The 22609-nt window shown below is 72.7% G+C and carries 15 protein-coding genes; 9 read left to right on the forward strand and 6 right to left on the reverse strand.

The features are described from left to right. Window positions 1-142 precede the first annotated feature (142 nt). Both ACQEVU_RS18995 and ACQEVU_RS19000 read left to right on the forward strand, forming a co-directional pair. Complete coding sequence (locus tag ACQEVU_RS18995) at window positions 143-1780, forward strand: cellulase family glycosylhydrolase (protein WP_433325256.1); 1638 nt, start codon at window positions 143-145, stop codon at window positions 1778-1780. A gap of 143 nt (window positions 1781-1923) precedes the next feature. Further along, on the forward strand, window positions 1924-3579 hold the full coding sequence (locus ACQEVU_RS19000; protein ID WP_433325258.1) for an Hsp70 family protein: 1656 nt from the start codon (window positions 1924-1926) through the stop codon (window positions 3577-3579). Between the two features lie 21 nt (window positions 3580-3600). Here ACQEVU_RS19000 and ACQEVU_RS19005 read toward each other — a convergent pair whose 3' ends face one another. Then, window positions 3601-4182 carry a TetR/AcrR family transcriptional regulator gene (locus ACQEVU_RS19005; RefSeq protein WP_433325260.1) on the reverse strand — a complete coding sequence of 194 codons (582 nt, stop codon included), beginning with the start codon at window positions 4180-4182 and terminating at the stop codon, window positions 3601-3603. Between the two features lie 154 nt (window positions 4183-4336). Between ACQEVU_RS19005 and ACQEVU_RS19010 the strand changes: the two genes are divergently transcribed. The 3 genes from ACQEVU_RS19010 (at window position 4337) to ACQEVU_RS19020 (ending at window position 7503) form a co-directional block, all read left to right on the forward strand. Next, entirely contained in the window at window positions 4337-5746 is a 1410-nt protein-coding gene (locus tag ACQEVU_RS19010) for a cytochrome ubiquinol oxidase subunit I (RefSeq protein WP_433325262.1), read from the forward strand. Beyond that, window positions 5743-6747, forward strand: a complete 1005-nt coding sequence (locus ACQEVU_RS19015) for a cytochrome d ubiquinol oxidase subunit II (RefSeq protein WP_433325264.1) — start codon at window positions 5743-5745, stop codon at window positions 6745-6747. The genes ACQEVU_RS19010 and ACQEVU_RS19015 overlap by 4 nt, the downstream gene beginning before the upstream one ends. A 150-nt stretch (window positions 6748-6897) precedes the next feature. Beyond that, a complete protein-coding gene (locus ACQEVU_RS19020; RefSeq protein WP_433325266.1) occupies window positions 6898-7503 on the forward strand; it encodes an SPW repeat protein in 606 nt (201 codons plus the stop codon). Window positions 7504-7652: 149 nt separating this feature from the next. Here ACQEVU_RS19020 and ACQEVU_RS19025 read toward each other — a convergent pair whose 3' ends face one another. Next, on the reverse strand, window positions 7653-9026 hold the full coding sequence (locus ACQEVU_RS19025; protein ID WP_433325268.1) for an FAD-binding oxidoreductase: 1374 nt from the start codon (window positions 9024-9026) through the stop codon (window positions 7653-7655). A gap of 455 nt (window positions 9027-9481) precedes the next feature. Between ACQEVU_RS19025 and ACQEVU_RS19030 the strand changes: the two genes are divergently transcribed. Next, on the forward strand, window positions 9482-10480 hold the full coding sequence (locus ACQEVU_RS19030; protein WP_433325270.1) for a hypothetical protein: 999 nt from the start codon (window positions 9482-9484) through the stop codon (window positions 10478-10480). A gap of 75 nt (window positions 10481-10555) precedes the next feature. Here the strand turns inward: ACQEVU_RS19030 and ACQEVU_RS19035 are convergent, their stop codons facing one another. From ACQEVU_RS19035 to ACQEVU_RS19045, 3 genes are all read right to left on the reverse strand, one after another. Further along, the gene (locus ACQEVU_RS19035; RefSeq protein WP_433325272.1) at window positions 10556-11521 is read right to left on the reverse strand and encodes an Acg family FMN-binding oxidoreductase; all 966 of its coding nucleotides are present in this window, start codon (window positions 11519-11521) and stop codon (window positions 10556-10558) included. Between the two features lie 66 nt (window positions 11522-11587). Then, entirely contained in the window at window positions 11588-15244 is a 3657-nt protein-coding gene (locus tag ACQEVU_RS19040; protein ID WP_433325274.1) for a hydantoinase B/oxoprolinase family protein, read from the reverse strand. Beyond that, window positions 15241-15885, reverse strand: coding sequence for a hypothetical protein (locus tag ACQEVU_RS19045; RefSeq protein WP_433325276.1), 645 nt, complete (start codon window positions 15883-15885; stop codon window positions 15241-15243). Before ACQEVU_RS19045 ends, ACQEVU_RS19040 begins: the two co-directional genes overlap by 4 nt. A gap of 168 nt (window positions 15886-16053) precedes the next feature. On the opposite strand from ACQEVU_RS19045, the gene ACQEVU_RS19050 reads away from it, so the two are divergent. Continuing rightward, window positions 16054-17775 carry a universal stress protein gene (locus ACQEVU_RS19050; RefSeq protein ID WP_433325278.1) on the forward strand — a complete coding sequence of 574 codons (1722 nt, stop codon included), beginning with the start codon at window positions 16054-16056 and terminating at the stop codon, window positions 17773-17775. On the opposite strand, the gene ACQEVU_RS19055 is transcribed toward ACQEVU_RS19050, so the two are convergent. Continuing rightward, window positions 17764-20487, reverse strand: coding sequence for a GNAT family N-acetyltransferase (locus tag ACQEVU_RS19055; protein WP_433325280.1), 2724 nt, complete (start codon window positions 20485-20487; stop codon window positions 17764-17766). The genes ACQEVU_RS19050 and ACQEVU_RS19055 overlap by 12 nt on opposite strands. Window positions 20488-20808: 321 nt before the next feature. On the opposite strand from ACQEVU_RS19055, the gene ACQEVU_RS19060 reads away from it, so the two are divergent. Together ACQEVU_RS19060 and ACQEVU_RS19065 are read left to right on the forward strand one after the other, a co-directional pair. Then, a complete protein-coding gene (locus ACQEVU_RS19060) occupies window positions 20809-21702 on the forward strand; it encodes a universal stress protein (protein ID WP_433325282.1) in 894 nt (297 codons plus the stop codon). Next, the gene (locus ACQEVU_RS19065; RefSeq protein WP_433325284.1) at window positions 21699-22604 is read left to right on the forward strand and encodes a universal stress protein; all 906 of its coding nucleotides are present in this window, start codon (window positions 21699-21701) and stop codon (window positions 22602-22604) included. Before ACQEVU_RS19060 ends, ACQEVU_RS19065 begins: the two co-directional genes overlap by 4 nt. Window positions 22605-22609 lie beyond the last annotated feature (5 nt).

Raw genomic sequence — 22609 nt, forward strand, 5'->3', positions numbered from 1 at the left:
ACGTCGATCGGGCCGAGGCCCACGATCCCCACGAGGAGCGGGCGCCCGTCGCTGCCCGAAGTCGGCCCGGCCGGCCACACCGCTCCGCCCGCACGACGTCACGCGATCGGAGTGTCACCCCGTGGTTCTCAGACGTACCAGGATGCGAAGGGCCGTCGGCGGCGCAGCGGCCCTGGCCGCCGCCGCGGCCACCGCCGTCGTCGCCGTCACCCTCACCGCCGGCACCGCATCCGCCGGCACCGGCACCGGCTACCTGCACACCAACGGCAACAAGATCGTCGACTCCACCGGCGCGACGGTCCGCCTCACCGGCCTCAACTGGTTCGGCATGGAAACCGACAACCACACCTTCCACGGGCTGTGGGCGGGCCGGCCGGCGAGCTGGACCCAGCAGCTGGACCACATGGCGCAGCTCGGCTTCAACACCATCCGCGTGCCGTACACCGGCGACTCCCTGCGCGCCGGCGCGACCGCCACCAGCGTCAACACCGACACCAACCCCGACCTCGTCGGCCTGTCCCCGCTGCAGATCCTCGACAAGGTCGTCAACTACGCCGGCAGCAAGGGGATGCGCATCATCCTCGACCGGCACCGGCCCACCGCCGCCGGGCAGACCGCCCTGTGGTACACCGGCACCGCCACCGAGGCCAGCGAGATCGCCGACTGGCAGATGCTCGCCTCGCGCTACGCCAACAACCCCACCGTCGTCGGCGCGGACCTGTTCAACGAGCCGCACGCCGACGGCACCGACCCCAACGGCGTCGGCTCCTGCTGGGGCTGCGGCGACACCACCAAGGACTGGCGCCTGGCCGCCGAGCGGATCGGTAACGCGATCCTGCAGACCAACTCCAACTGGCTGATCTTCGTCGAGGGCGTCAGCTGCGACGGCACCGGCGGCTCGCCGAACCCGTACGACAACATCCCCGACGACCCGATGGCCTGCGGCTGGTGGGGCGGCAACCTCTCCAAGGCCGGCACCTACCCCGTCCGGCTCAACGTCGCCAACCGGCTGGTGTACTCCGCGCACGACTACGGCATCTCGGTGTACGACCGCCAGCCGTGGTTCAAGGACCCCAACTTCCCGAACAACCTGCCCGACGTGTGGGACCACTTCTGGGGCTACCTGTACAAGCAGAACATCGCCCCGGTCCTCGTCGGCGAGTTCGGCAGCACCCTCGCCAACCCGCTGGACACCCAGTGGATGACGAAGCTCATGGCGTACATGGGCAGCGGCGTCAACGGCATGTCGTTCACGTACTGGTCGTGGAACCCGGACTCGGGCGACACCGGCGGCATCGTCAGCGACGACTGGAACACCGTCAACCAGGCCAAGATGAACATCATCGGCCCCTACCTCATCCCGCCGTCCGGCGGCGGCGGACCGACCGGCGGCACCAGCTCCCGGCCGCCGACCAGCTCCCAGCCGCCGACCAGCTCGCAGCCCCCGACGAGCTCGCAGCCCCCGCCGCCGACCGGCGCGTGCACCGCGACGTACAAGGTCACCAACCAGTGGACCGGCTCGCCGGGCGGCTTCCAGGTCGAGGTGACGGTCAAGGCCGGCACGTCGGCGATCTCCCGGTGGACGGTCAAGTGGACGTACGCCAACGGCCAGACCATCACCCAGCTGTGGAACGGCACCCTGAGCACGTCCGGCTCCGCGGTGACGGTGACGAACCTGGCGTACAACGGCTCGATCCCGGCCAACGGCACGACCACGTTCGGCTTCACCGGCACCTGGAACGGTACGAACGCCACCCCGACCCTGACCTGCACCGCCTGACGCAGTTCCGCGAGCCCGGCCCGGCGACCACCCGTTCGCCGCGCCGGGCTCGCGCCCGTTCAGGACCGCACACCGACGCCGACGCGCGCCGATGCCTCTACGGCTGTAGAGCCGAACGGCGACGGCGGGTACACTCGCGCCTCGTGCTGCACCGGCTCGCCATCGACTACGGTTCGTCGCACACCGTCGCCGCGCTACGGCGTCCCGGCGATCCCGTCCGGCCGCTGCTCTTCGACGGCACGCCGCTGCTGTCCTCCGCCGTCTTCGCCGACGCCGACGGCACGATCCTCACCGGCGCCGACGCGCTCGCCGGGGCTCGGATCGACCCGGCCCGGTTCGAGCCGAGCCCCAAGCGCCAGATCGACGCCGGCGAGGTGCTGCTCGGCGACGGGCCGGTGCCCGTCGCCGCCCTGATCGCCGCGACGCTGCGCCGGGTCGCCGACGAGGCCGCGCGGGTCAACGGCGGCGAGCCGTTCGAGACCGTGCTGACCCACCCCGCCGGCTGGGGCGCGGCCCGGCGCGCGGTGCTGCGCAGCGCCGCCGAGGCGGCGGGGCTCGCCCGCCCGGAGATGCTCGCCGAGCCGGTCGCCGCGGCGCTGCAGGTGCTCGCCGGCGCCGGCCCGGCCGAGGCGCGCGGCCGCCCGCTGGCCGTCTTCGACCTCGGCGGCGGCACCTTCGACGTCGCGGTGGTGCGTGCCGACGGCGACGGGTTCGAGATCCTCGCCGCCGACGGTCTCGCCGACGTCGGCGGGGCCGACCTCGACGCGCTCGTCGTCGACATCGTCCGCCGCGCGGCCGCGCCCGCCGACCCCGAAGCGTGGGCCCGGCTCACGGCGCCGGGCACCCGGGCCGAGCGCCGGGCCTTCCGCGCGTTCTGGGACGCCGCCCGCGCCGCCCGCGAGCATCTGTCCCGCCACTCCTCGGCCACGCTCGTGGTGCCCCTGCTCGACCGCGACGTGCCGGTGACCCGCGAGCAGTTCGAGCAGGCCGCCGCCCCGGTGCTCGGGCTCGCGGTCGACCGCACGCTCGCCGTGCTGCGCCGGGCCCGCCTCGACCCGGGTGACCTGGCCGGGATCCTCCTGGTCGGCGGGGCCACCCGCACGCCGCTGGTCGGCACCCTCCTGCACCGCGCCACCGGGCGGCCCCCGATCGTGCGCGAGCAGCCCGAGCTCATCGTCGCCGAGGGCGCCCTGGGCCACGCTACGGCCGCACCGGCGGCACGGGAAGCGCCGCAGGCAACACCACAGGAGCCGGCCGTGGTACCCCCGGAGCCCGGACCGCGCCGGGAACGCCGGCCGATGCGCTCGCACGGCTCGCGTGCCCGCCCGCTCGCCGAGTTCATCGTCGCCGCCGTGGCCATCGTCGCCGGCCTGGCGTACGTCGCCGCCCACGACGCCATGCTCGACGACCTGCCGACCGGCGGCTGGGTGTGGGGCATCGCCGTGCTCGTGGGCACGTTCATGGTGGCGGTCAGCGGCCTGTTCCGCACGTTCGTCCCGGACCTGCTCGTCATCGACGACCACGGCGTGCACCACCAGCGCATGCGATGGGGCCGGGGCCTGCAGCGCCACTCGGTGCCGTGGACCGAGATCCGCGAAGCGGTCGTGACGGACGTCGACCTATTCCCCAACCTCGTCCTGCGCACCCACGCCGGGCCCCGCGACGGCGAGGCGCTCACGTCGCGCCGCTACGCGCCGCAGGTCGCCGGCTACCCGATCTGCAGGCTCGGCGAGGTCGGTGCCGACGCCGACCGGGTCCGTGCCGCCATCGCCGAACACGCCCCTCCGGCGCGGCCGTGACCACGGGGCCGGCCCGCGTGCTCAGGCGCGGGACGGGCCGGGCAGCCGGGCGGTCAGCACGTCGGTGAGCACGGCGCGGATCTCCGGCTGGGTGAAGGGCCGCCGCCCGCTCACCGTCGACTCGAAGACGATGCCCTGGCAGACGGCCAGCACGGCCCGGGCATCGCGGCGCGGGTGGCGGGTGCCGAGCGCCGAGAGCAGGGCGACGGCGGCGCCGGTGAACGTGGCCGCGAGCTCCTCGAGGACCGCCCGCACGGCCGGGTACCGCGTGGCCTCGAGACTCAGGTGCAACCGCGCCTCGGTCCGGCGCCGGTCGGCGGTGATCTGCGCCCACACCAGCCGGGTGAGCAGGCCGGCCAGGTCGTCCACGGTCGCCGGCGCGGTGGGCGGCCGGCCGGTCATGTCGAGCTCGGCGATGCGCCGCGCCCCCGCGATGAGCAGCGCCTCGCGGGAGCGGAAATAGTACGAGCACGAGCCGGCCGGCAACCCGGCGGCGGCATCGACCGCCCGGTGGGTGAGGCCGCGCGCGCCGGAGGAGGCCAGGACCTCGATGACCGCGTCGGCGATTGCGGTCCGGCGGTCGTCGGGTGGCTGGCGCGGCACGACTCAACGTACCGTCCGGCCGGATCGGAGGGCCACGCTTCGGGGAGCTGCCGCGGGCGACCTCGCACGAATTCGGGCGCTGGAACGGTGAAGCCGGCGCGTCCGGGGTAGCAGTCGCCGGAATCGGGCGGGCAACCGGACAGGGCAGGTGCGCATGGCGGGCGCGACGATGGTGGCGGCCACCATGCTGGCCGCACCGGGCGAGCCGGCGCAGTTGCTGCCGGCCCGTGAGCAGATGGCCTTCACGCTCGGGTTCCACATCATCCTGGTGCCGTTCGGGCTCGCCTTCACGTTCCTCATGCTGCTGGCGGAGTACCGCGGTATCCGCCGCGGCGATCAGGACGCACTGCTGCTGGCCCGCCGCTGGTCGAAGGTGTCCGCGGTGCTGTTCGCCGTCGGCGCGGTCTCCGGCACCGTGCTGTCCTTCGAGATGGGCCTGCTGTGGCCCGGTCTCATGCGCCGCTTCGGGGCCGCGTACGGGCTGCCGTTCGCCGTCGAGGGCATCTTCTTCTTCCTCGAGGCGATCTTCGTCGCCATCTACATCTTCGGCTGGGACCGGCTGCGCCCGTGGGTCCACTTCTGGTCCGGCGTTCCGGTCCCGATCGCCGGGCTCGGCGGCACCGCCTCGGTCGTGGCCGCCAACTCCTGGATGAACCGGCCCGCGGGCGTCGCCGTGCGCGACGGGCAGGTCGTCGACGTCGTGCCGGGCCGCGTGTTCCTCAACGGCGCGTTCTGGTACGAGACGCTGCACATGTTCCTCGCCGCGTACATCGTGGCCGGCTTCCTCGTCGCCGGCGTCTACGCCGCGGCGATGCTCAAGGGCCGCCGGGACCGCTACCACCGGCTCGGCTTCCTCATCGCCTTCGTCACCGCCGCGGTGGTCATGCCGGTGCAGATCGTCGTCGGCGACGTCGCCGCCCGGGAGGTCTTCAAGCACGAAGCGGCCAAGTTCGCCGCCATCGAGGCGGTGCCCGACACCGGGACCCACGTGCCGGAGACGATCGGCGGTGTCGTGATCGCCGGCCGGGTCCGCTACGGCATCGGCATCCCCAACGGCGCGTCGCTGCTGGCCGGCTACCGCCCCGGCACCGAGATCCGCGGCCTCGACGCGATCCCGGCCGACGTGCGGCCACCGGACCACCTGGTGACGATCGTCCACCTGTCCTTCGACGTCATGGTCGGCACCGGCTTCGCGCTGCTCGCCCTGGCGGCCTGGTTCGGCTGGGCCTGGTGGCGCCGCCGGGACCTGCCGCGCAGCCGCTGGTTCCTGCGCGCCGCCGCGGCCGCCGGTGTCGTGTCGGTCGTCGCGCTGGAGAGCGGCTGGGTGGTCACCGAGGTCGGCCGCCAGCCCTGGACCGTCGTCGGGCTGCTGCTCACCCGCGACGCGGTCAACACCAGCGGCAACATGTGGGCCTTCTTCGCCGGCACTTTGCTGCTGTACATCGCGGTCGGCGTCGGCGCGATCCTGGTGCTGCGATCGATGCGCCGTCGCTGGGCCGCCGCCGGCCCGCCGCGCAGCGTCGAGGTGCCGTACGGGCCCGCCGAGCCCGAGGAGGCGCCATGAGCACGGTCGTGGCGGCCGGGCTGCTGGCCGGTTTCCTCGCCTACGCCGTCTTCGCCGGCGCCGACTTCGGCGCCGGGTTCTGGGACCTCACCGCCGGCGGTGCCGAGCGCGGACGGGCGATCCGCGCCCACATCGACCACGCCCTCGGACCGGTCTGGGAGGCCAACCACGTCTGGCTCATCTACTGCCTGGTCATCGCCTGGAGCGCCTTCCCGGCCGCGTTCGCCGCCGTGACGACCACGCTCTACCTGCCACTGGGCCTGGCCGCGCTCGGCATCGTGGTACGCGGCGCCGGGTTCGCGTTCCGCAAGGCCCTCGTGCACACCAGCACCCAGCGGCTCAACGGCGCCGCCTTCGCCGTGTCCTCCGTCATCACCCCGTTCTTCCTCGGCACGGTCGCCGGCGGCATCGCGACCGGCCGAGTCCCCGCCGGCGGCCACGGCGATCCGCTCACCAGCTGGCTGAACCCCACCTCGCTGCTCATGGGCGCGCTGTTCACCGCCATGTGCGCCTACCTGGCCGCGGTCCTGCTCGCCGCCGAGGCCCGCACCGATCGGGACGTGCTCCTCGAGCGCCGGTTCCGCCACCGGGCGTGGTGGGCCGCCTGGGTCTGCGGCGCCCTTGCCGTCGCCGGTCTGGCGGCCATGGCCGTCGACGCCCCGCGGCTCTTCGAGCGGCTGCTGAGCACCGCGCTGCCGGCCACCCTCGCCTCGCTGCTGACCGGAGCGGCCGCGCTGGTCCTGCTGCGCCGGCACTCTCCCGGGCTCGTGCGGTTCCTCGCCGGCGTCGCGATCGCCGCTCTCGTCGCGGCCTGGGGTGTGGCTCAGGCGCCGTACCTGCTCGGCACCCACACCACCATCCAGCAGGCCGCCGCCCCGACCGCCACGATGGTCACCCTGCTGATCGTGTTCGCCGCCGCCGCCCTTGTCGTCGCCCCGTCCCTGGTGTTGCTGTACGCCCTGCAGCAGCGCGCCACCCTGCGGCAGGACGATCACCTTTAGCCGCCCGGCGCGCCTACGCCGGGGTGGCTCCTTCCGCCGCCACCCGACTTTTCGTCCAGGCGGGGCTGGCCTGGAAGAAAAATGGTCGGTCGTGCCGCCGGTGGGTAGCTCGTCAAGAGGAAGGCAGCTACGGACTAAGGGAGGTGTGTGGTGGCCGAGGTTTCGCAGTATCAGGACTTCGCCGGACATCCAGACATCGCCGAGATGCAACAGCGCTATGAGCGACTTGGCGCCAGCGGACAGGCGGTTGTCATCGATGGGCTGGTGTTGCTGGCCGGCGCCTGGCTGGCCATCTCACCGTGGGTGATCGGCTTCAACGCCAGCGCGCCACACCTGACCGTCAACGACCTGATTCTCGGGATCACGATCGGCGTGATCGCCCTGGGGCTGACGCTGGCGCCGGCCCACATGTACCGGCTGAGCTGGGCCATGGCGGCGATCGGCGTGTGGGTCATCATCTCGCCGTGGGTCGTTGAGCGAGGGGTTACCGGGGTGACGGCCGGAACGATCGCGTCGAACGTCGCCACAGGTGCCGTGACCGCGTTGCTGGGCCTCGGCGCCGTCGGGCTGCTGATGTCGACGAGCCGCCAGACCCGGTTCAACCGCGGTACGGGCGCAAGGCGCGGGCCGGAGCGGCCCGGCTATGAGCCACGGGCCGGCTACGACCAGCCTGACGTGGAGCGCACCGGCTACGACCGGTCCGGCTCGGACCGGCCCGGGTTTGACCGGCCCGGCACCGAACGACGCCCCCGCTAGTCGTACCTGTGCTGAACCATCGGTGTGCCTCGCCGTCGTGATCCGGATGCGCCACGGGTGGTGCATCGTTTGGAGGTCAATGCGTAGCGGCGCAGGACCCGCCCTCCGGGCCCGGCTGGCCCCGTCGGGGTCTTGCGCCGCTACGCCGATCAGGGACTTGACGGGCTGATGTTGGCGTTGCGGTGCAAGACATTGCCGGGGTCGTACTCCGCCTTGATCCGCGTCAGGCGGTCGTACTTCGCCGCGCCGTACGCCTGCCGCACCCGGTCCCGCTCGTACTCCGACATGAAGTTCACGTAGCCGCCGGAGTTGCTGGCGAACGGCACCAGCGCCGCCCACATTTCCCGGATGAACGCCCGCTCGGCGGCCAGCTCGGCCGGGGTGCCCGTGACGCCCATCAGGTTGACCGCGTAGCTGGGGCGGCGCGCGCCGCCGAACGCGGTGTCGTCGTCGGTGTGGTCCAGGAACGCGCCGGTGAGCGGGAAAATGCCCAACATCGACAGCGGCGAACCGCGCCGCGGCCAGCGCTCGGCGAGCACGTCAAGCACGCCGTCGGCGAGATCGTCGACGTAGAGCGACTTCTCGTAGGCGCAGACGCCGCCCTCAGGCAGCGCCGTCTCCAGCACGCGCTGGATGTCGACCCACGGCATCGGCGCGGCGATGCGGTACGCCGGACGCAGCTCCGCCTCGATGCGCTCCCGCACCGCCGGGAACGCCGCCGTCTGCGCCGTGTCGGCGACCAGCATCGCGAACCCGGGCCGGCCGCGCAGCTCGGCCGGCACGAACGGCTCGCCGCCGGCGGTCAGCCCGCCGAGCATGCAGCCGGTGCCCGTCGGCAGGATGTCGACCAGCGACCGCATGTGGCGCAGGCCCTCGCGGGCGTCGGCGGCCGACACGAAGTACAACCCGAAGCCGACCTCCGGGCCGAGTTCGAACAGCCGGAACTCGAACTCGGTGACGACGCCGAAGTTCCCGCCCCCGCCGCGCAGGGCCCAGAACAGGTCGGGATGCTCGTGCGCCGCCGCCCGCAGGACGCGCCCGTCGGCCGTCACCACCCGCGCTGACACCAGGTTGTCGACGGTCAGGCCGCAGCGCGGGGTCAGCCAGCCGATGCCGCCGCCGAGCGCGAGCCCGCCGACGCCGGTGTCGCTGAACGTGCCGCCGGGGGTGGCCAGCCCGTACCGCTGCGTGGCCGCGTCGACCTGCGCCCACGTGGCGCCGCCGCCGCAGCGGGCCCGGCGCGCGCCGGGGTCGACGTCCACGCCGCACATCCGGTTCAGGTCGACGACGAGCCCGCCGTCGCAGACCGCGGCGCCGGAGAAGTTGTGCCCGCCGCCGCGGACGGCGACCTCGAGGCCGCGCTCGCGCGCGTAGGCGAGGGCGGCCACCACGTCGGCATCGGCTCCCGCGCGGACGATCACGGCGGGGCGCCGGTCCACCGCCCGGTTCCAGACGGTCCGCGCCGCGTCGTACTCCGGATCGCCCGGGAGTATCACGGTGCCGGTGAGGTCGGTAGCCGCCACAGCCCCCGACGCTAACCGCGGCGCGGCGCCCGGCCGGGTGAGCGCCAGGGTAGGTGTTACCCGACCCCGTTGCGGAGGGCGTCGAAGAGCCGTGGTCCAGTTCGTCTCCGGCGGATTCCTGATCGTGCCGATCCCGGCGGGCACCACGGCGGGTGACATCCGCGTCGGCGACGGCGGCGTCCCGGCCGGCGGCCGTGCGCGACGCCAATGTCGCGGTCTATGCCTGCCCCACGTGGGGAGTTACCTGTGCCCTTCTGCCGGGTGGCTCAGCAGCTTCCAGGAGTTGTCGCCGGTTTGGCGGCCGTCGAGGGTGCGCTGGAGCGGCGGGCCGCGGCCGTCACCTCGGCATCAAGCGCTTATACCGTCCCGAGCGGGGCAGACCGCACATCAACCGGTGAGCGGCCGAGCCCAGCACGGACCCGGCCACAAAGGTGAGTCTCTCTTGAAAGTGGGCCTTGGCCGTGCGGGAATTTTGGGACGCGCTGGCAGCCAGCATTGATCGTTTGACGGTGGCTGGGTGGATTCAGATCATCTCAGCCATAGGTGCGGTCGCCGCGGCGATTGCCGGCGCCTCGGCCGCTCGCTCGGGGCGCGCTGCGGCCCGAACCGCTGCCAAGCAGTTGCCGGAGTTGCAGAAACAGATCGAGATCAACGCGGCTCAGGCGAAAGCCGCTGACGAGCAGGTCGTCCTCGGCCAAGAAATGCTGAAAGCCGCCACGGCGGCGATCCGGGAAGCGGCACGCGCCAGGACGGACGAGCGGGCTCCCCTCGTCGTTGCGCTGCTGGAGGTGCCGCAATGGCCCCCACTGATCGATGCGACGCGTGATCGGATGCCCTATGGGAACGAATTGCGACTGCTTGACCATCGTTCTGTGGCGCAGGCCGAGGCGGCCTCGCCGGCGCGGCTCTTCACACGAAACGCGGAGCGTAACGGGCTCATGTGGTTTCAGACCCGGGGTGTACTGATCAATGAAGGCGCGACCACCGCACGGGTGCGACTCGATGACGCGGCCCAGTTCGTGGACGCGACCACCGCAAAGAGAGAGCGCCTCTTGCGACCGGGAGAAGTAGCCGTGTTCGAATGGGGCGCCGGTCACACGATTGCCGAGTGGGCGGACGCCCGCGAGAACCCCGATCCGCCCAACCCACTTGGCGCCTGCTTCTTGACGATCACCGTATTCGACTCGTTCGAACACGGCATCTTCGACCACATTCATGTCGTCATGAGCGGTCGGCCGATCGTCTCGGTGGACGACTCTTACGATGAAGTGAGGCTCGCTTCCCAGGAGTCCGAGGCGGAAATGGGAGTCACGGTCTTCCCCACCCGGCGCACGTACCGCTTCGACGGTCCGCGAAGGGACCCTCTCCCATGGGACGACACGTACGCGGCATGGTGGAGGGAGGGCGGAGGGGTAAGAAGCGTAAAGAGACGGCGTGCCACGGAGCCTGCATAGGATGCCGGCCCTACCGGCACCACTCGGCCGTCGCACCGGAACGCGCGCGTCGCGTATTGCAGATGTCGTTGCGGGTCAGGGCTCGATGACATCGGCGATGGGCCGCCGGTTGGTGTAGCAGGTCCGCGGCGCGTACCCGAACCGCAGCACGAGTTGCGGGTCGTGCAAGCGATCGACGGTGCGGCGCAATCGTTCCCGCAGGGCCGCCACCTCGGTCGGCTGCGAGTACAGCGCCGTGGCGAGGCCGAGGTCGGCGGCCGTGAGCAGCACGCACTGCAGCGCCATCCCGGCTCGGACGGCGTCTTCGAGCCCGTCGCCGAGCACGCCCAGCACGGCCACCACCGGCCGCCGCGCCGGATCGCGGGTCATTTCGAGGACCGGGCCGCCGAAGTCGCGGCGGGTCAGCAGCTCATCCGGATGCGGCGCGGCACCGGCCGCAGCCGGTCCGACACCTTCGACACGGTGATCGGCCGTGACGCTCCAGGCCCGGAGCTCCGCAGTGCAGGCCGGGTCGGCTCGCAGCTGGGCGTCTGCGGCCCGGACGAGCCCGGCCACCACGTTGAGTGCCGCCTCATCGGCTACGAAATCGAGCCAGCCGCCTTCCCGGCGGGCCGCCTCGGACAGCCGGGGCGGCGCGGCGGTGTCCACCGGAGTGTCGGCGAACGGGCCGCGGTTGGTGTGCCGGTGCGGGATCTGGTGGTGTAGCCGGCTCTCCAGCGGTGTCGGCCGCCGCAGCCGATCCGGCCAGAGGTGGAGCAGTGTCCGTCCAGCACCGAACCGGTACTGGGCCGGCAGACCAGTCATTGCCAAGGCCAGCCGCAGGTTGTACGCGGCGGCACCGCACGAGATCCGGGCCATCCGGCCGTAGTGGTCGCACGCGGCAAGGACACGGCGTTCGTCCAGCAGGACGTCCACGCCGTCGCAGGTGTGCCGGAACCGCCACGGCTGGCTGTTGTGTATCGACGGCGCCCAGACGGCATCACCGACCGCATCGGTGAACGTTTCGAGGCTCCAGGTTCGCGGCGTCGCGATCGTCGTCATGGCCGCACCTCCAGTCGGACGATGCCTCTCTCCACCCTGCCCGCGCGGCGCCGCCACCGGTAAGAGTCAAACGTCCCGAATCACCCCGCCACTCGACACGGCACCGCCGCGACCGCACCCGGCCCCGCTGCCGTATCCGCCGCCGCCTGGCGTCTCGACGACCAGCACGTCGCCCGGCTGGACGTCGACGGAGCCGCAGCCGGCGAGGCGGACGACGCTGCCGTCGGCGCGTTCCACCCGGTTGGCGCCGAGCGCGCCGGGCGAGCCGCCGGCGAGACCGTACGGCGGCACGCGCCGGTGGCTCGACAGGGTGCTGACGGTCATCGGCTCGCGGAACCGGATGCGACGCACCGCGCCGTCGCCGCCCCGCCACCGGCCGGCGCCGCCGCTGCCGTGCCGGACGGCGAACTCGTCCAGGAATACGGGGAAGCGCCATTCGAGGACCTCGGGGTCGGTCAGCCGGGAGTTCGTCATGTGGGTCTGCACGACCGAGGCCCCGTCGAACCCGTCGCCGGCGCCGGAGCCGGAGGCGATGGTCTCGTAGTACTGGTGCCGCTGGTTGCCGAAGCTGACGTTGTTCATCGTCCCGGACCCTTCGGCTTGGACGCCGAGCGCGGCGTAGAGCGCGCCGACGATTGCCTGTGACGTTTCCACGTTTCCGGCGACCACGGCCGCGGGGTAGGCGGGCGCGAGCATCGAACCGGGCGGCACCACAATGCGCAGCGGGCGTAGGCAGCCGTCGTTGAGCGGGATCTCGTCGGTGACCAGCGTCCGGAAGACGTACAGCACGGCCGCGGTGGCGACCGACGACGGTGCGTTGAAGTTCGTTGCCAGCTGCGGTGACGTGCCGCTGAAGTCGATTGTTGCGCCGCGGCCGGCGTGGTCGACCGTGATCCGGACCGAGATCGTCGCCCCGGAGTCCATCTCGTAGCGGTACTCGCCGTCGCCGAGGGCGTCGATGACGCGCCGTACCGCCTCCTCGGCGTTGTCCTGGACGTGCCGCATGTACGCCTGCACCACGTCGAGGCCGAAATGGTCGATCATCCGTCCAACCTCTTCGATGCCCTTGGCGTTCGCGGCGATCTGGGCGCGCAGGTCGGCGAGGTTGGTCGCCGGGTTCCGGGACGGGTACGGCCCCTGCGTGAGCAGCCGGAGCGTCTCCTCCTCGCGGAACCGGCCGTCCTCGACCAGCGGCCAGGTGTCGAACAGCACGCCCTCCTCGTGGACGTCGCGGCTGGCCGCGGGCATGGAGCCGGGTGTGAGTCCGCCGATTTCCGCGTGGTGGCCGCGGGAGGCCACGTAGAACAGCACCTCGGGCCGGTCGGCGCCGAAGACCGGGGTGACGACGGTGATGTCGGGTAGATGGGTGCCGCCGTGGTACGGGTCGTTGATCGCGTACACGTCGCCGGGCTGCATGTCGGCGCGGCGGCGACGGATGACCTCCCTGACGCTGGCGCTCATCGAGCCGAGGTGGACGGGGATGTGCGGCGCGTTGGCGATGAGACTGCCGTCCGGGTCGAACAGCGCGCACGAGAAGTCCAGTCGTTCCCGGATGTTCACCGACTGCGCGGTCGACTCCAGCCGGGCGCCCATCTGCTCGGCGATCGACATGAAGAGGTTGTTGAAGATCTCCAGCAGCACCGGATCGACCTGGGTGGTCGCCCCGGATGCCGTGTCGCTCGGCCGCATCCGTTCCAGGAGCAGGTGGCCGAACCTGGTCACCGCCGCCCGCCAGCCGTCGTCGACCACCGTGGTCGCGTCTGCCTCGGCGACGATGGCCGGGCCGCCGACGGTGTCGCCGGGGCGCAGGCGTTCCCGTTCGTACAGCGGCACCTCCCGCCAGGCCCCACCGGTGTACAGGCGGGTCGTGCTGGGCGGCCGTGCGGCGGGGTGTTCCGGCGCGCCGGCGGGTTCGCCGAGTCGGGAGAGGTCCGGGGGTTCGGTCAGCCCGACAGTCTCGACCGAGACCGCCTCGGCGATCAGCGGCCGATCCATGAGGTACGCGTACATGCGCCGGTATGCCGCCCGGAACGACGCCACCATCGTGTCCAGGTCGGCGAGCTCGACCGGCAGCGCGGTGTCGGTGCCCTCGAATCGCAGGTGCACGCGCCGGTGCACCCGGATCCGGTGGGCCGGCACATCCTCGTCCAGCAGCTGCGAGCGGGCCGCGGCCTCCAAGGCGTCCGCGACGTCGCTCAGCCGTCGCATGACCGCGGGCTCGAGGCGGCTTTCCACCGACTGTTCGCGCATCGCGGTGGTGTCGGCGAGGCCGATGCCGAGCGCGGACAGTACGCCGGCCATCGGCGGCACGAGCACGGTGCGGATACCCAGCGAGTCGGCCACCGAGCACGCGTGTTGCCCGCCGGCGCCGCCGAACGTCGTGAGCGCGTACCCGCTGACGTCACGGCCTTGCTGTACCGAGATCCGCTTCACCGCGTTGGCCATGTTCGCGACCGCGATCTGCCGGTACCCCTCCGCGACCTGCTCCGGCGTGCGCTCGTCGCCGGTCTGCCCGGCGATGGTCCCGGCCAGGTCGGCGAACCGCCGTCGCACCACGCCGGCATCCAGCGGCTGGTCGCCGTCCGGACCGAAGACGCGGGGAAACGTCGCGGGCTGGATCCGGCCGAGCATCACGTTGGCGTCGGTAATGGTGAGCGGCCCGCCGTGGCGGTAGCAGGCCGGTCCCGGGTCGGCACCTGCGGAGTCCGGGCCGACGCGGTAGCGGGCGCCGTCGAAGTGCAGGACCGACCCGCCTCCCGCCGCGACGGTGTGAATGTCGATCATCGGGGCGCGCAGCCGTACTCCCGCGATCTGGGTCTGGAAGACCCGCTCGTACTGGCCGGCGTAGTGCGACACGTCCGTGGAGGTCCCGCCCATGTCGAAGCCGATCACCTTGTCGAAGCCGGCCAGCTGTGACATGCGCGCCATGCCGACGATCCCACCGGCCGGACCGGACAGGATCGCGTCCTTGCCGCGGAAGTGCCCGGCCGCAGCCAGGCCCCCGTTGGACTGCATGAACATCAGCCGTACGCCGTGCAGCTGCGCCGCCACCGCTTCGACGTACCGGCGCAGCACCGGAGACAGGTAGGCGTCGACGACGGTGGTGTCGCCGCGCGGCACCAGCTTCATCAACGGGCTCACCTCGCTGGAGCATGAGACCTGGCCGAAGCCGATCCGCTCCGCCAGCATCCCGATGTCCCGTTCGTGCGCGGGGTGCAGGTGGCTGTGCAGGCAGACCACCGCGGCCGCGTGGATGCCGCTGTCGTACGCACGCCGCAGGTCGCCGGCCAGCCGATCGAGATCCGGCGGGTGCAGCACGGTGCCGTCGGCCGACATCCGTTCGTCCGCCTCGATCGCATCCTCGTACAGCACTTCCGGTGGCACGATGTGCCGGTCGAAGATTCGTGGCCGGTTCTGGTAGCCGATCCGCAGCGCATCGCCGAAGCCTTTGGTGATGACCAGCGCGGTGCGTTCGCCCGTGCGCTCCAGCAGCGCGTTCGTGGCGACCGTGGTCCCCATCCGCACCGCCTCGATCCGGTCCACCGGGATCGGCGCGGTATCGGGAACACCGAGCAGCGCCCGGATTCCGGCGACCGCCGCGTCGGCGTAGCGTGCCGGGTTGTTCGACAACAGCTTGCGTGTCACCAGCCGGCCGTCCGGCCTCCTGGCGACGATGTCGGTGAACGTGCCGCCACGGTCGATCCAGAACTGCCACCGTCTCACTGGCGGGCCTGCCCTGAGTGCGCGCCCAGGATCGCGTGCCGCGCCATGGAGAGCGCGAGCTCGGTGCAGTGTGTGTAGTACCGGCAGGCCAGTGAGGCGTCCAGCGCCGCGTCCACATCGACCGGAGCCGGTTCGTGCAGCAGCAGGTGGTAAAGGCGTCGGCGCAGCCGGCGCACCTCGGCATCGGCCGCTTCGATCCGCGCCTTCGTGTCGGCCCGCGACGACGTCCCGGCGATGCCCGCCGTGACGATCATGTCGACGCACACCCGGCCCATGCGGCTCACGACGGCGTGCGGCGCCGCCGGTATCGCCGGCCGCGCCGGCCGCGACCCGGCGATCTCGACCAGCCGCCTGGCCAGTCCTTCGATGCATTCGGCGTCGGCGTTGACCTGCGCGGCAGCGAGGATCGTCCGCACAGCGGCGGCAGGCGACGCGTCCCGGGTTTCCTCGATCGCCAACGCCTGATCGTCGATGGCCTGGCGCAGTGCATACAGCGCCTTCTCCGCGGCCGGCAGGGCTTCCGCGGCCGAGGGACCGGAGTCGCACCAGGCTTCGGTGACGTGCTCCAGCGCAATTCGCGAGCGCTCGATCACCTCGGCCAGGTGTCCGCTGAGGCCTCCCGGCTCCTGCCGCGGCGTCATGCACGGCGCACTACCCCGGGCATCGGGCGCCAATCACCCGCGGACCGGCCGTGCCCCGCCCGGTTCGGCTGGCCGGACGGTGCGCGATCACCCCGTCGGGTGGTCATGAACGGGGCCATGTGGGCAAGACGAGTCCTCGGCATGCTGGATCTGCCGAGCGGAGTAGCCATGCCGGGAGATATTGCACCGATCGTGGTCGGTGTCGACGGGTCGGCGGCGAGCCGTGGCGCGGTGCGCTGGGCGGCCGACGAAGCGGCCCGGCACGGGTGTGCGCTGACGGTGGTTCACGCGCTCGGCATCCCCGTTCCGTTCGGCCTCTACGAACAGGAGGCCACTCATGCCGGGGACGCCGCCGCGCTCGTGCACGGATGGGAACCGGCGGTCAAGGTCGAGACCGTCGTCGCCGTCGGCGAGCCTTCCGACGTGCTGCGCGAACAGTCCAACCGCGCGCGGCTGGTCGTGGTGGGCAGCCGCGGGCTCGGAGGGTTCGCCGGGTTGCTGCTCGGCTCCGTTGGCGCGCACCTGAGCGCACATGCCGCGTGCCCGGTGCTGGTCGTCCACCACGCCGAGCGGTGGGCCGGCCCGGAGGCGTCGCTGCCGCGCAACGGCCCGGTTGTCGTCGGTGTCGACGGGTCCTCCGGTTCCGCGCTGGCGCTCGGGCTGGCCTTCGAGGAGGCGGCCTGCCGTCATCTCCCGCTGGCCGTCGTCCGAGCCTGGCCGGAGCCGGACTTCGACTCGGCCTCGGCGGAGGCTGCCGCGCGTCACGCGTTGGCCGCCGAGGTCGAGCCCTGGCAGGCGAAGTACCCCGACGTGAAGGTCGATCTCTGGCTTGTGCACGGCGCCCCGGCAGAGGTGCTGACCCGCTCGTCGGAGCACGCCGTGATGGTGGTCGTCGGCGCCCGGGGACGTGGCGGGTTCACGGGATCGCGGCTGGGCTCGGTCAGCGGGCAGGTGCTGCACCACGCCGCGGGCCCGGTGCTCATTGCCCGCGCCGCGGGGCCCGTGACCGAGGCGGCGGCACCGTTGACGGACCGGCCGTACCGGCGTATCGGCGTGGGTGTCGACGGTACCGAGTCCGGATGGACCGCCTTGTCCTGGGCCTGCGATGAGGCCGAGGCCGGCGCCGCGGACGTCGCCATCCGTCACACCGATCCATCCCATCGGATCCGCGGCCCCAGGCCCGACCTGCCGGCGCTGGAGCTCGCCGATCCCGTCCTGGCCCGGCACCTGCGCGCCGTCAGCGACCGCCTCGGCGGGCAGCGCGTCGACCTTGACGTGGCCGATGGTGGTGCCGTCGCCGCACTGCTGGACCTGGCCGACCGGGCCGACCTCCTCGTGCTCGGCGCGGCTGCTCCGGCCCGTCCGGGACACCTGTCGACCGCTGCCCGCGTCGCCGCCCACGCACCCGTGCCCGTGGTGATCGTGCCCGGTCCGGAGCCGCCCCACGCGCAAGGGTCGTTCGCCGGGCACGTCGTCGTCGGGGTCGACGGCTCGGCCGCGTCGCACTTCGCCATCAGGTTCGGTTACCAGTACGCCTACCACCACCGCGTGCCGCTCGCGGCGGTCCACGTCAGCGCGCATGCGGCGGGAGACTTCTGGTTCGACGAGACGACGCTGGAAACGCACTTCGCCACCGAGCCGGAGTCGATCGAGCTCCTGGCTGCTGCGGTCGAGCCGGTCGCCGCCAGGTTCCCACGGGTACCGCTGAAGCGTGCGGTGTTCCTCGGCCCACCCGCCGAGGGCCTGCGCCGTGCCGCCGGCGGCGCTGTCCTGCTCGTCCTCGGCCGCCATGGGCATCGCCTGCCGGCGCCGCTGCGGCTCGGCTCGGTCAGCCGGGCGTTCGCCGACCGGCCCCCATGCGTCGTGGCCATCGTCGGCTCACCCGGATGACCCGGCCGCATCCTCACCAGCGGCCGTGCCGCGTTGCGAAACGGCGACACCGGATAGTGCGCGGGTGCCGGCCGACTGCTCCAGCAGGTGCCGAACGTACGGGTCGGGCTCGGCGCCGACCGGTGACAGGCGCAGCTTCACGTCGACCGCGGTACAGCCGCGCGGGCCGACGAGGACCGGGTTCAGGTCCAGCTCCGATACCTCGGGGAAGTCCTCAGCGAGGCGGCCGAGGCGCAGCAGCAGATCCTCCAGCGCCGGGGTGTCCGCGGGTGCTGTGCCGCGGTAGCCGGTCAGCAGCGGCGCGGCGCGCAGCCCGCGCCACATCGCCGCGGCGTCGTGGTCGGTGAGCGGCAGCAGCCGGAGCGTCCGGTCGCCGAGCAGGTCGGTGTACACACCGCCGAGGCCGAGCATGAGCAGGGAACCGAACAGCGGATCGTGGACCACGCCGGCCACCATTTCCACGCCCGGATCGGCCATCGGCTGGACGGTCGCGAGGGGCTGCGCGGCGCCGATGGCAACGCCGATGGCCCGATACGCCGCACGGACCGAAGCCTCGTCGGCGAGCCCGAGCCGCACGGCGCCGATGTCGCTCTTGTGCACGAGATCCGGTGCGGCGGCTTTCAGCGCCACCGGATAGGAGATCGCCTCGGCGTGGCGCAGCGCCTCTTCGGCGTCCGCGGCGATGCGGGTCTCCACCACCGGCACGCGGTAGCAGCTCAGCAGCGACCTGGCCACGTCGGCGGGCTGCCAGCCGCCGCCGGTTGCCAGGGCCCGCTGCACGATGCCACGGGCCGTGCCGTGGTCGATGTCGTGCAGCGCGGGGCGAGTCCCGACCGGCGTGCGGCGCCAGGCCGCGTACCGCGCCGCGCGGCCCATCGCCAGCACCGCCGGCTCCGGCAGTGCAAACACCGGCACCTTGCGGGCCCCCAGGGTTCTGGGCACGTCCGGCGCGCCGACCACGACGACGGCGATCGGAAGTTGCGGCCAGTCATCGACCGCGGCGGCGACGGCCGAGACCGCGGCAGGGGTGTCGTTGGTCCTGGTCGAGACGAACGTGACGACCAGCAGGTCCACCTCGCCGGACCGGGCGACCACCCGAATCGCCTCGCTCAGCGTCTCGGCGGTGGCTTGGGCGCCGAGGTCCATGGGGTTCACGACGGGGTTCACGACGGCCGGTGTGCGATCCGGCAGGGTCAGCGTGGGCACGGTGAGGCCCGCGGTCTGGGCGGCGTCGGCCGCCAGCACGTTCAGCCCGCCCGCATTGCCGAGCACGCCGAGGCGGTTGCCGGTGGGCAGCGGCTGGTCGGCCAGCACCCGTGCGGTGTCCAGCAGTTCGCCGAGCGTGTCGGTGCGGATGACGCCGGCCTGCTCGAACAGCGCCGCCACAGCCGTCTCGGGCGCCGCGACGGCGGCGGTGTGCGAGGCACCCGCCCGCCTGCCGCCTTCCGAACGGCCGCTCTTGACCGCCAGCACCGGCTTGCGGCTGGCCAGGGCCCGGGCGATCCAGGCGAACCGGCGCGGGTTGCCGAAGGATTCGACGTAGAGCGCGACTGCGCGGGTCGCCGGATCGTCGGCCCAGTAGCTGAGCAGGTCGTTGCTGCTGACGTCGGTCTTGTTGCCGAGCGACACGAAGCTGGAGATGCCGATGCCGCAGTCGGCGGCCGCGTCGAGGATGGCCACGCCGATCGCGCCGGACTGCGACGCCACCCCGAGGCCGCCCGCGACGGGGGGTGCCGGGGCGAAGGTGGCGGTCAGCCGCACGGCGGGGTCGGTGTTCACCACGCCAAGACAGTTGGGGCCGAGGATTCGCATGCCGTGCCGGCGCGCCTGGCGGACGAGCGCCGACTGGGTCGCCGACTCGATACCGGCGGTCAGGATGACCGCGGCGCGCACGCCTGCCGTGCAGCACTGCCGCACCACCTCGGGGACCGCCGCCGCGGGCACGGCGATGACGGCCAGGTCCACGGCGCCGCCGATCGCCGCCACGGTGGGATGAGCGGCGATCCCGCACACGTCGCCGGCGTGCGGGTTGACCGCGTAGAGCGCCCCGGTGTAGCCGCCGGCCTTGAGCGCTGCGAGCACCTCGCGGCCGATCCCCCCGGGTCGCCGTCCGGCACCGATGACGGCCACCGAGGCCGGGGTCAGCAGGGGCCGCAACGAGTGGTGCGCCGCCGTGCGGTCCCGCAGCCCGACGGCGGCCAGCGCGGCCTCGTCCGGCAGCGTCGGCACCCGGATCTGGACCGTCCCGGCATCGGCTTCGAGCCGGCGGGCGACACCCGGCGCGAGGTCCCCGCTCACCCGGAGCATGGCGGCGTTGTACGGCAGCACGTCGCCTACCAGTTCGGTGATGCCCACCCGTCGTGCGGCGGCGGCCAGATGCTCCAGCAGCAGCGTGCCGAGACCCTCGCCGTGGTGGTTGTCGTCGACCACGAGCGCGAAGTCGGCCCGTGCCGCGTCGATCCGTTCGTAGGAGCCGGCGGCGAGGACGCTGTCGCGCTCCTCGACGAGCAGGTGCACGTGGTCGGGCCCCGACGGCCGGGTGAGCCTGCGGACCTCGGCGTCCAGTGCCGCGCCCGCGCTGAAGAACCGCAGATACCGGCTCGTCGGGGAGAGCCGCTCGTGCAGGGCGAGCAGGGCCGCCGCGTCCTGCGGCCGGATCGTGCGGAGCCGGACGATCCGGCCCGCCGCGGTCAGACAGTCGACGGCGCTCATCGCGGGCTCGCGGCGGCCGTCATCACCAGCGCCAGATCGATGAGGCAGTGGACGAAGTCCCGGCCGCTGCGGCCGAACCCGTTGACCGCCATCCGGTAGGTCATGGTTGCCTCCAGCCCGTGATGCCGCTGTCCGCGGCGTTCGGAAGGAATGCGCCCTGCCCGTACACGTCATTCTCGCCCAAGGCCGACGCGAACGGCAGGGGCGGGAGATGGCGGGTCTCGCCGCCGGTCATCCTCGGCGGGCGAATCGGTCGCGTCCGGGTGTGGTTGTCGTCGAAGTGGAGAGGGCTCGCATGCGAGCCGTCGAGCGGAGGTTGACGTGAACGACGGGATGGTCGTGGTCGGCGCCGACGGCGGGGAGCCGTCATTGCAGGCCGTGAGATGGGCCGCGGCGGAAGCGGCCCGGCGACATGCGCCGTTGCGTGTGCTGCTCGCGTACTACTGGAGAGCGCCGCTGACCGCGTTCGCCCCGGCGGGTGAGCTCGCCGAAACCGCGCGGCGGTTCGCCGACACGCTCGTCGCGGACGTCGCGCGGGAGGCGACCGTTTCCGATCCCGAGGCTGACGTGCAGGTGGCGGCAGTGCCTGGACATCCTGCCGAGGTGCTGCTGAAGGCCGGAGACGATGCGGCGCTGCTGGTCCTGGGGACCCGCGGCCGGCACGCCGCCACGGGGGCCGTGCTCGGCTCGGTCAGCCAGCAGGTCGCCGTCCACGCGAGGTGCCCCGTGGTGGTCGTCCGAGGACGGACCGACCCGACCGGTGACGTCCTCGTCGGCGTCGACGGCTCCGAATCATCGAACCGCGCGCTGGCCTTGGCGTTCGATGAGGCCCGGCAGCGCGGCTGTGGTCTGGTGGCGGTCCGGGCCATCGAGACGTTGCTGGCGCCGGTGCCGGTCGGTGCGCCGCCGCTGGTGTACGACACGGCCGAGGTCCAGCGCGCGTTGGCCGAGCAGGCGGTCGAGCAGGTGGCCGAGGCGAGCAAGCGCTGCCCGGATGTGCGGTGGGAGTGCCACGGTGTCCCCGGCGACGCCGCCGAGGTGCTCGTCGAGCGTTCGCAACGGGCGCAGTTGGCGGTCGTCGGCAGCCGCGGACACGGCGGGTTCGCCGGCCTGCTGCTCGGCTCGGTGGGTCTGCGCCTGCTCCACCGGGCGCACTGCCCGGTGCTGATCGCTCACCTCCCGCGTGGTGCTCAGGGACCGGAGAAAGCATCGTGACCACCGCGTCCATGCCCGCCGCTGCCGTCGTCGTCGGCGTCGACGGCTCCCACGATGGTGTGCATGCCCTACAGTGGGCGGCCGCCGACGCGGCCCGTCGGCACCACCCCCTGCACCTGGTCCACGCCTGTGAGTCGCTGCAGCACCTCTACCCGCCGGTGGGGCTGGCGCTGCCCGTCGCATACCAGGAGGATGCCCGGCAGATCGCCGAACGTACCGTCGCCCTTGCCGTGGTGCACGCCCGGGACGTCGCGGCCGACCTGCGGATCACCACCGAGATCGTCGTCGACCGGCCGGTGCCGGCGTTGCTGAATGCGTCGCGGCACGCCTCACTGGTCGTCGTCGGCAACAGGGGTTTCGGTGGCTTCGCCGCGCTGTTGGTCGGTTCGACCGGCGTCCAGCTCGCCGCGCACGCCGAGTGCCCGGTGGTGATCGTGCGCCGTCACGGCCGTGCGGCCGGGCCGGAGGCCGGCCGGGTCGTTGTCGGCGTCGATGGTTCCCACGATGCCGAGCACGCGTTGCAGTTCGCCTTCGAGCAGGCCGCGTTCCGCGGCGCCGGGTTGACGGCGGTGCACGGGTACTGGTTGCCGGCCGCGGCGGAGGCGGGTGGCATCACCGCGGTCGTGTACGACGGGGACGAGGTGCGCGAGGAGCAACGGCGGGTGGCGTCGGAGTCGCTCGCCGGCTGGCGGGAGAAGTACCCCGAGGTCGACGTGCGCCTGAACATCGTGCATGGATCGGCCGCCGGGGTTCTCACGGATGCCGCGGCCGGAGCCGAACTGCTCGTCGTCGGCGCCCGCGGTCACGGAGGCTTTCCCGGACTGCACCTGGGCTCGGTCAGCCAGGCGGTGCTCCACCACGCGTCGTGCCCGGTCGCGGTCGTCCGCCAGCCGCACGGCTGACCAAG

The sequence above is a fragment of the Dactylosporangium sp. CA-139066 genome (assembly GCF_050936175.1).
GTDB lineage: Bacteria > Actinomycetota > Actinomycetes > Mycobacteriales > Micromonosporaceae > Dactylosporangium.

Excerpts from the sequence above, each read along its gene's own strand:
- ACQEVU_RS18995 (WP_433325256.1), top strand. The coding sequence starts at position 143 with ATGCGAAGGGCCGTCGGCGGCGCAGCGGCCCTGGCCGCCGCCGCGGCC.
- ACQEVU_RS19010 (WP_433325262.1), top strand. The coding sequence starts at position 4,337 with ATGGCGGGCGCGACGATGGTGGCGGCCACCATGCTGGCCGCACCGGGC.
- ACQEVU_RS19015 (WP_433325264.1), top strand. The coding sequence starts at position 5,743 with ATGAGCACGGTCGTGGCGGCCGGGCTGCTGGCCGGTTTCCTCGCCTAC.
- ACQEVU_RS19035 (WP_433325272.1), bottom strand. The coding sequence starts at position 11,521 with ATGACGACGATCGCGACGCCGCGAACCTGGAGCCTCGAAACGTTCACC.
- ACQEVU_RS19045 (WP_433325276.1), bottom strand. The coding sequence starts at position 15,885 with ATGACGCCGCGGCAGGAGCCGGGAGGCCTCAGCGGACACCTGGCCGAG.
- ACQEVU_RS19050 (WP_433325278.1), top strand. The coding sequence starts at position 16,054 with ATGCCGGGAGATATTGCACCGATCGTGGTCGGTGTCGACGGGTCGGCG.
- ACQEVU_RS19055 (WP_433325280.1), bottom strand. The coding sequence starts at position 20,487 with ATGAGCGCCGTCGACTGTCTGACCGCGGCGGGCCGGATCGTCCGGCTC.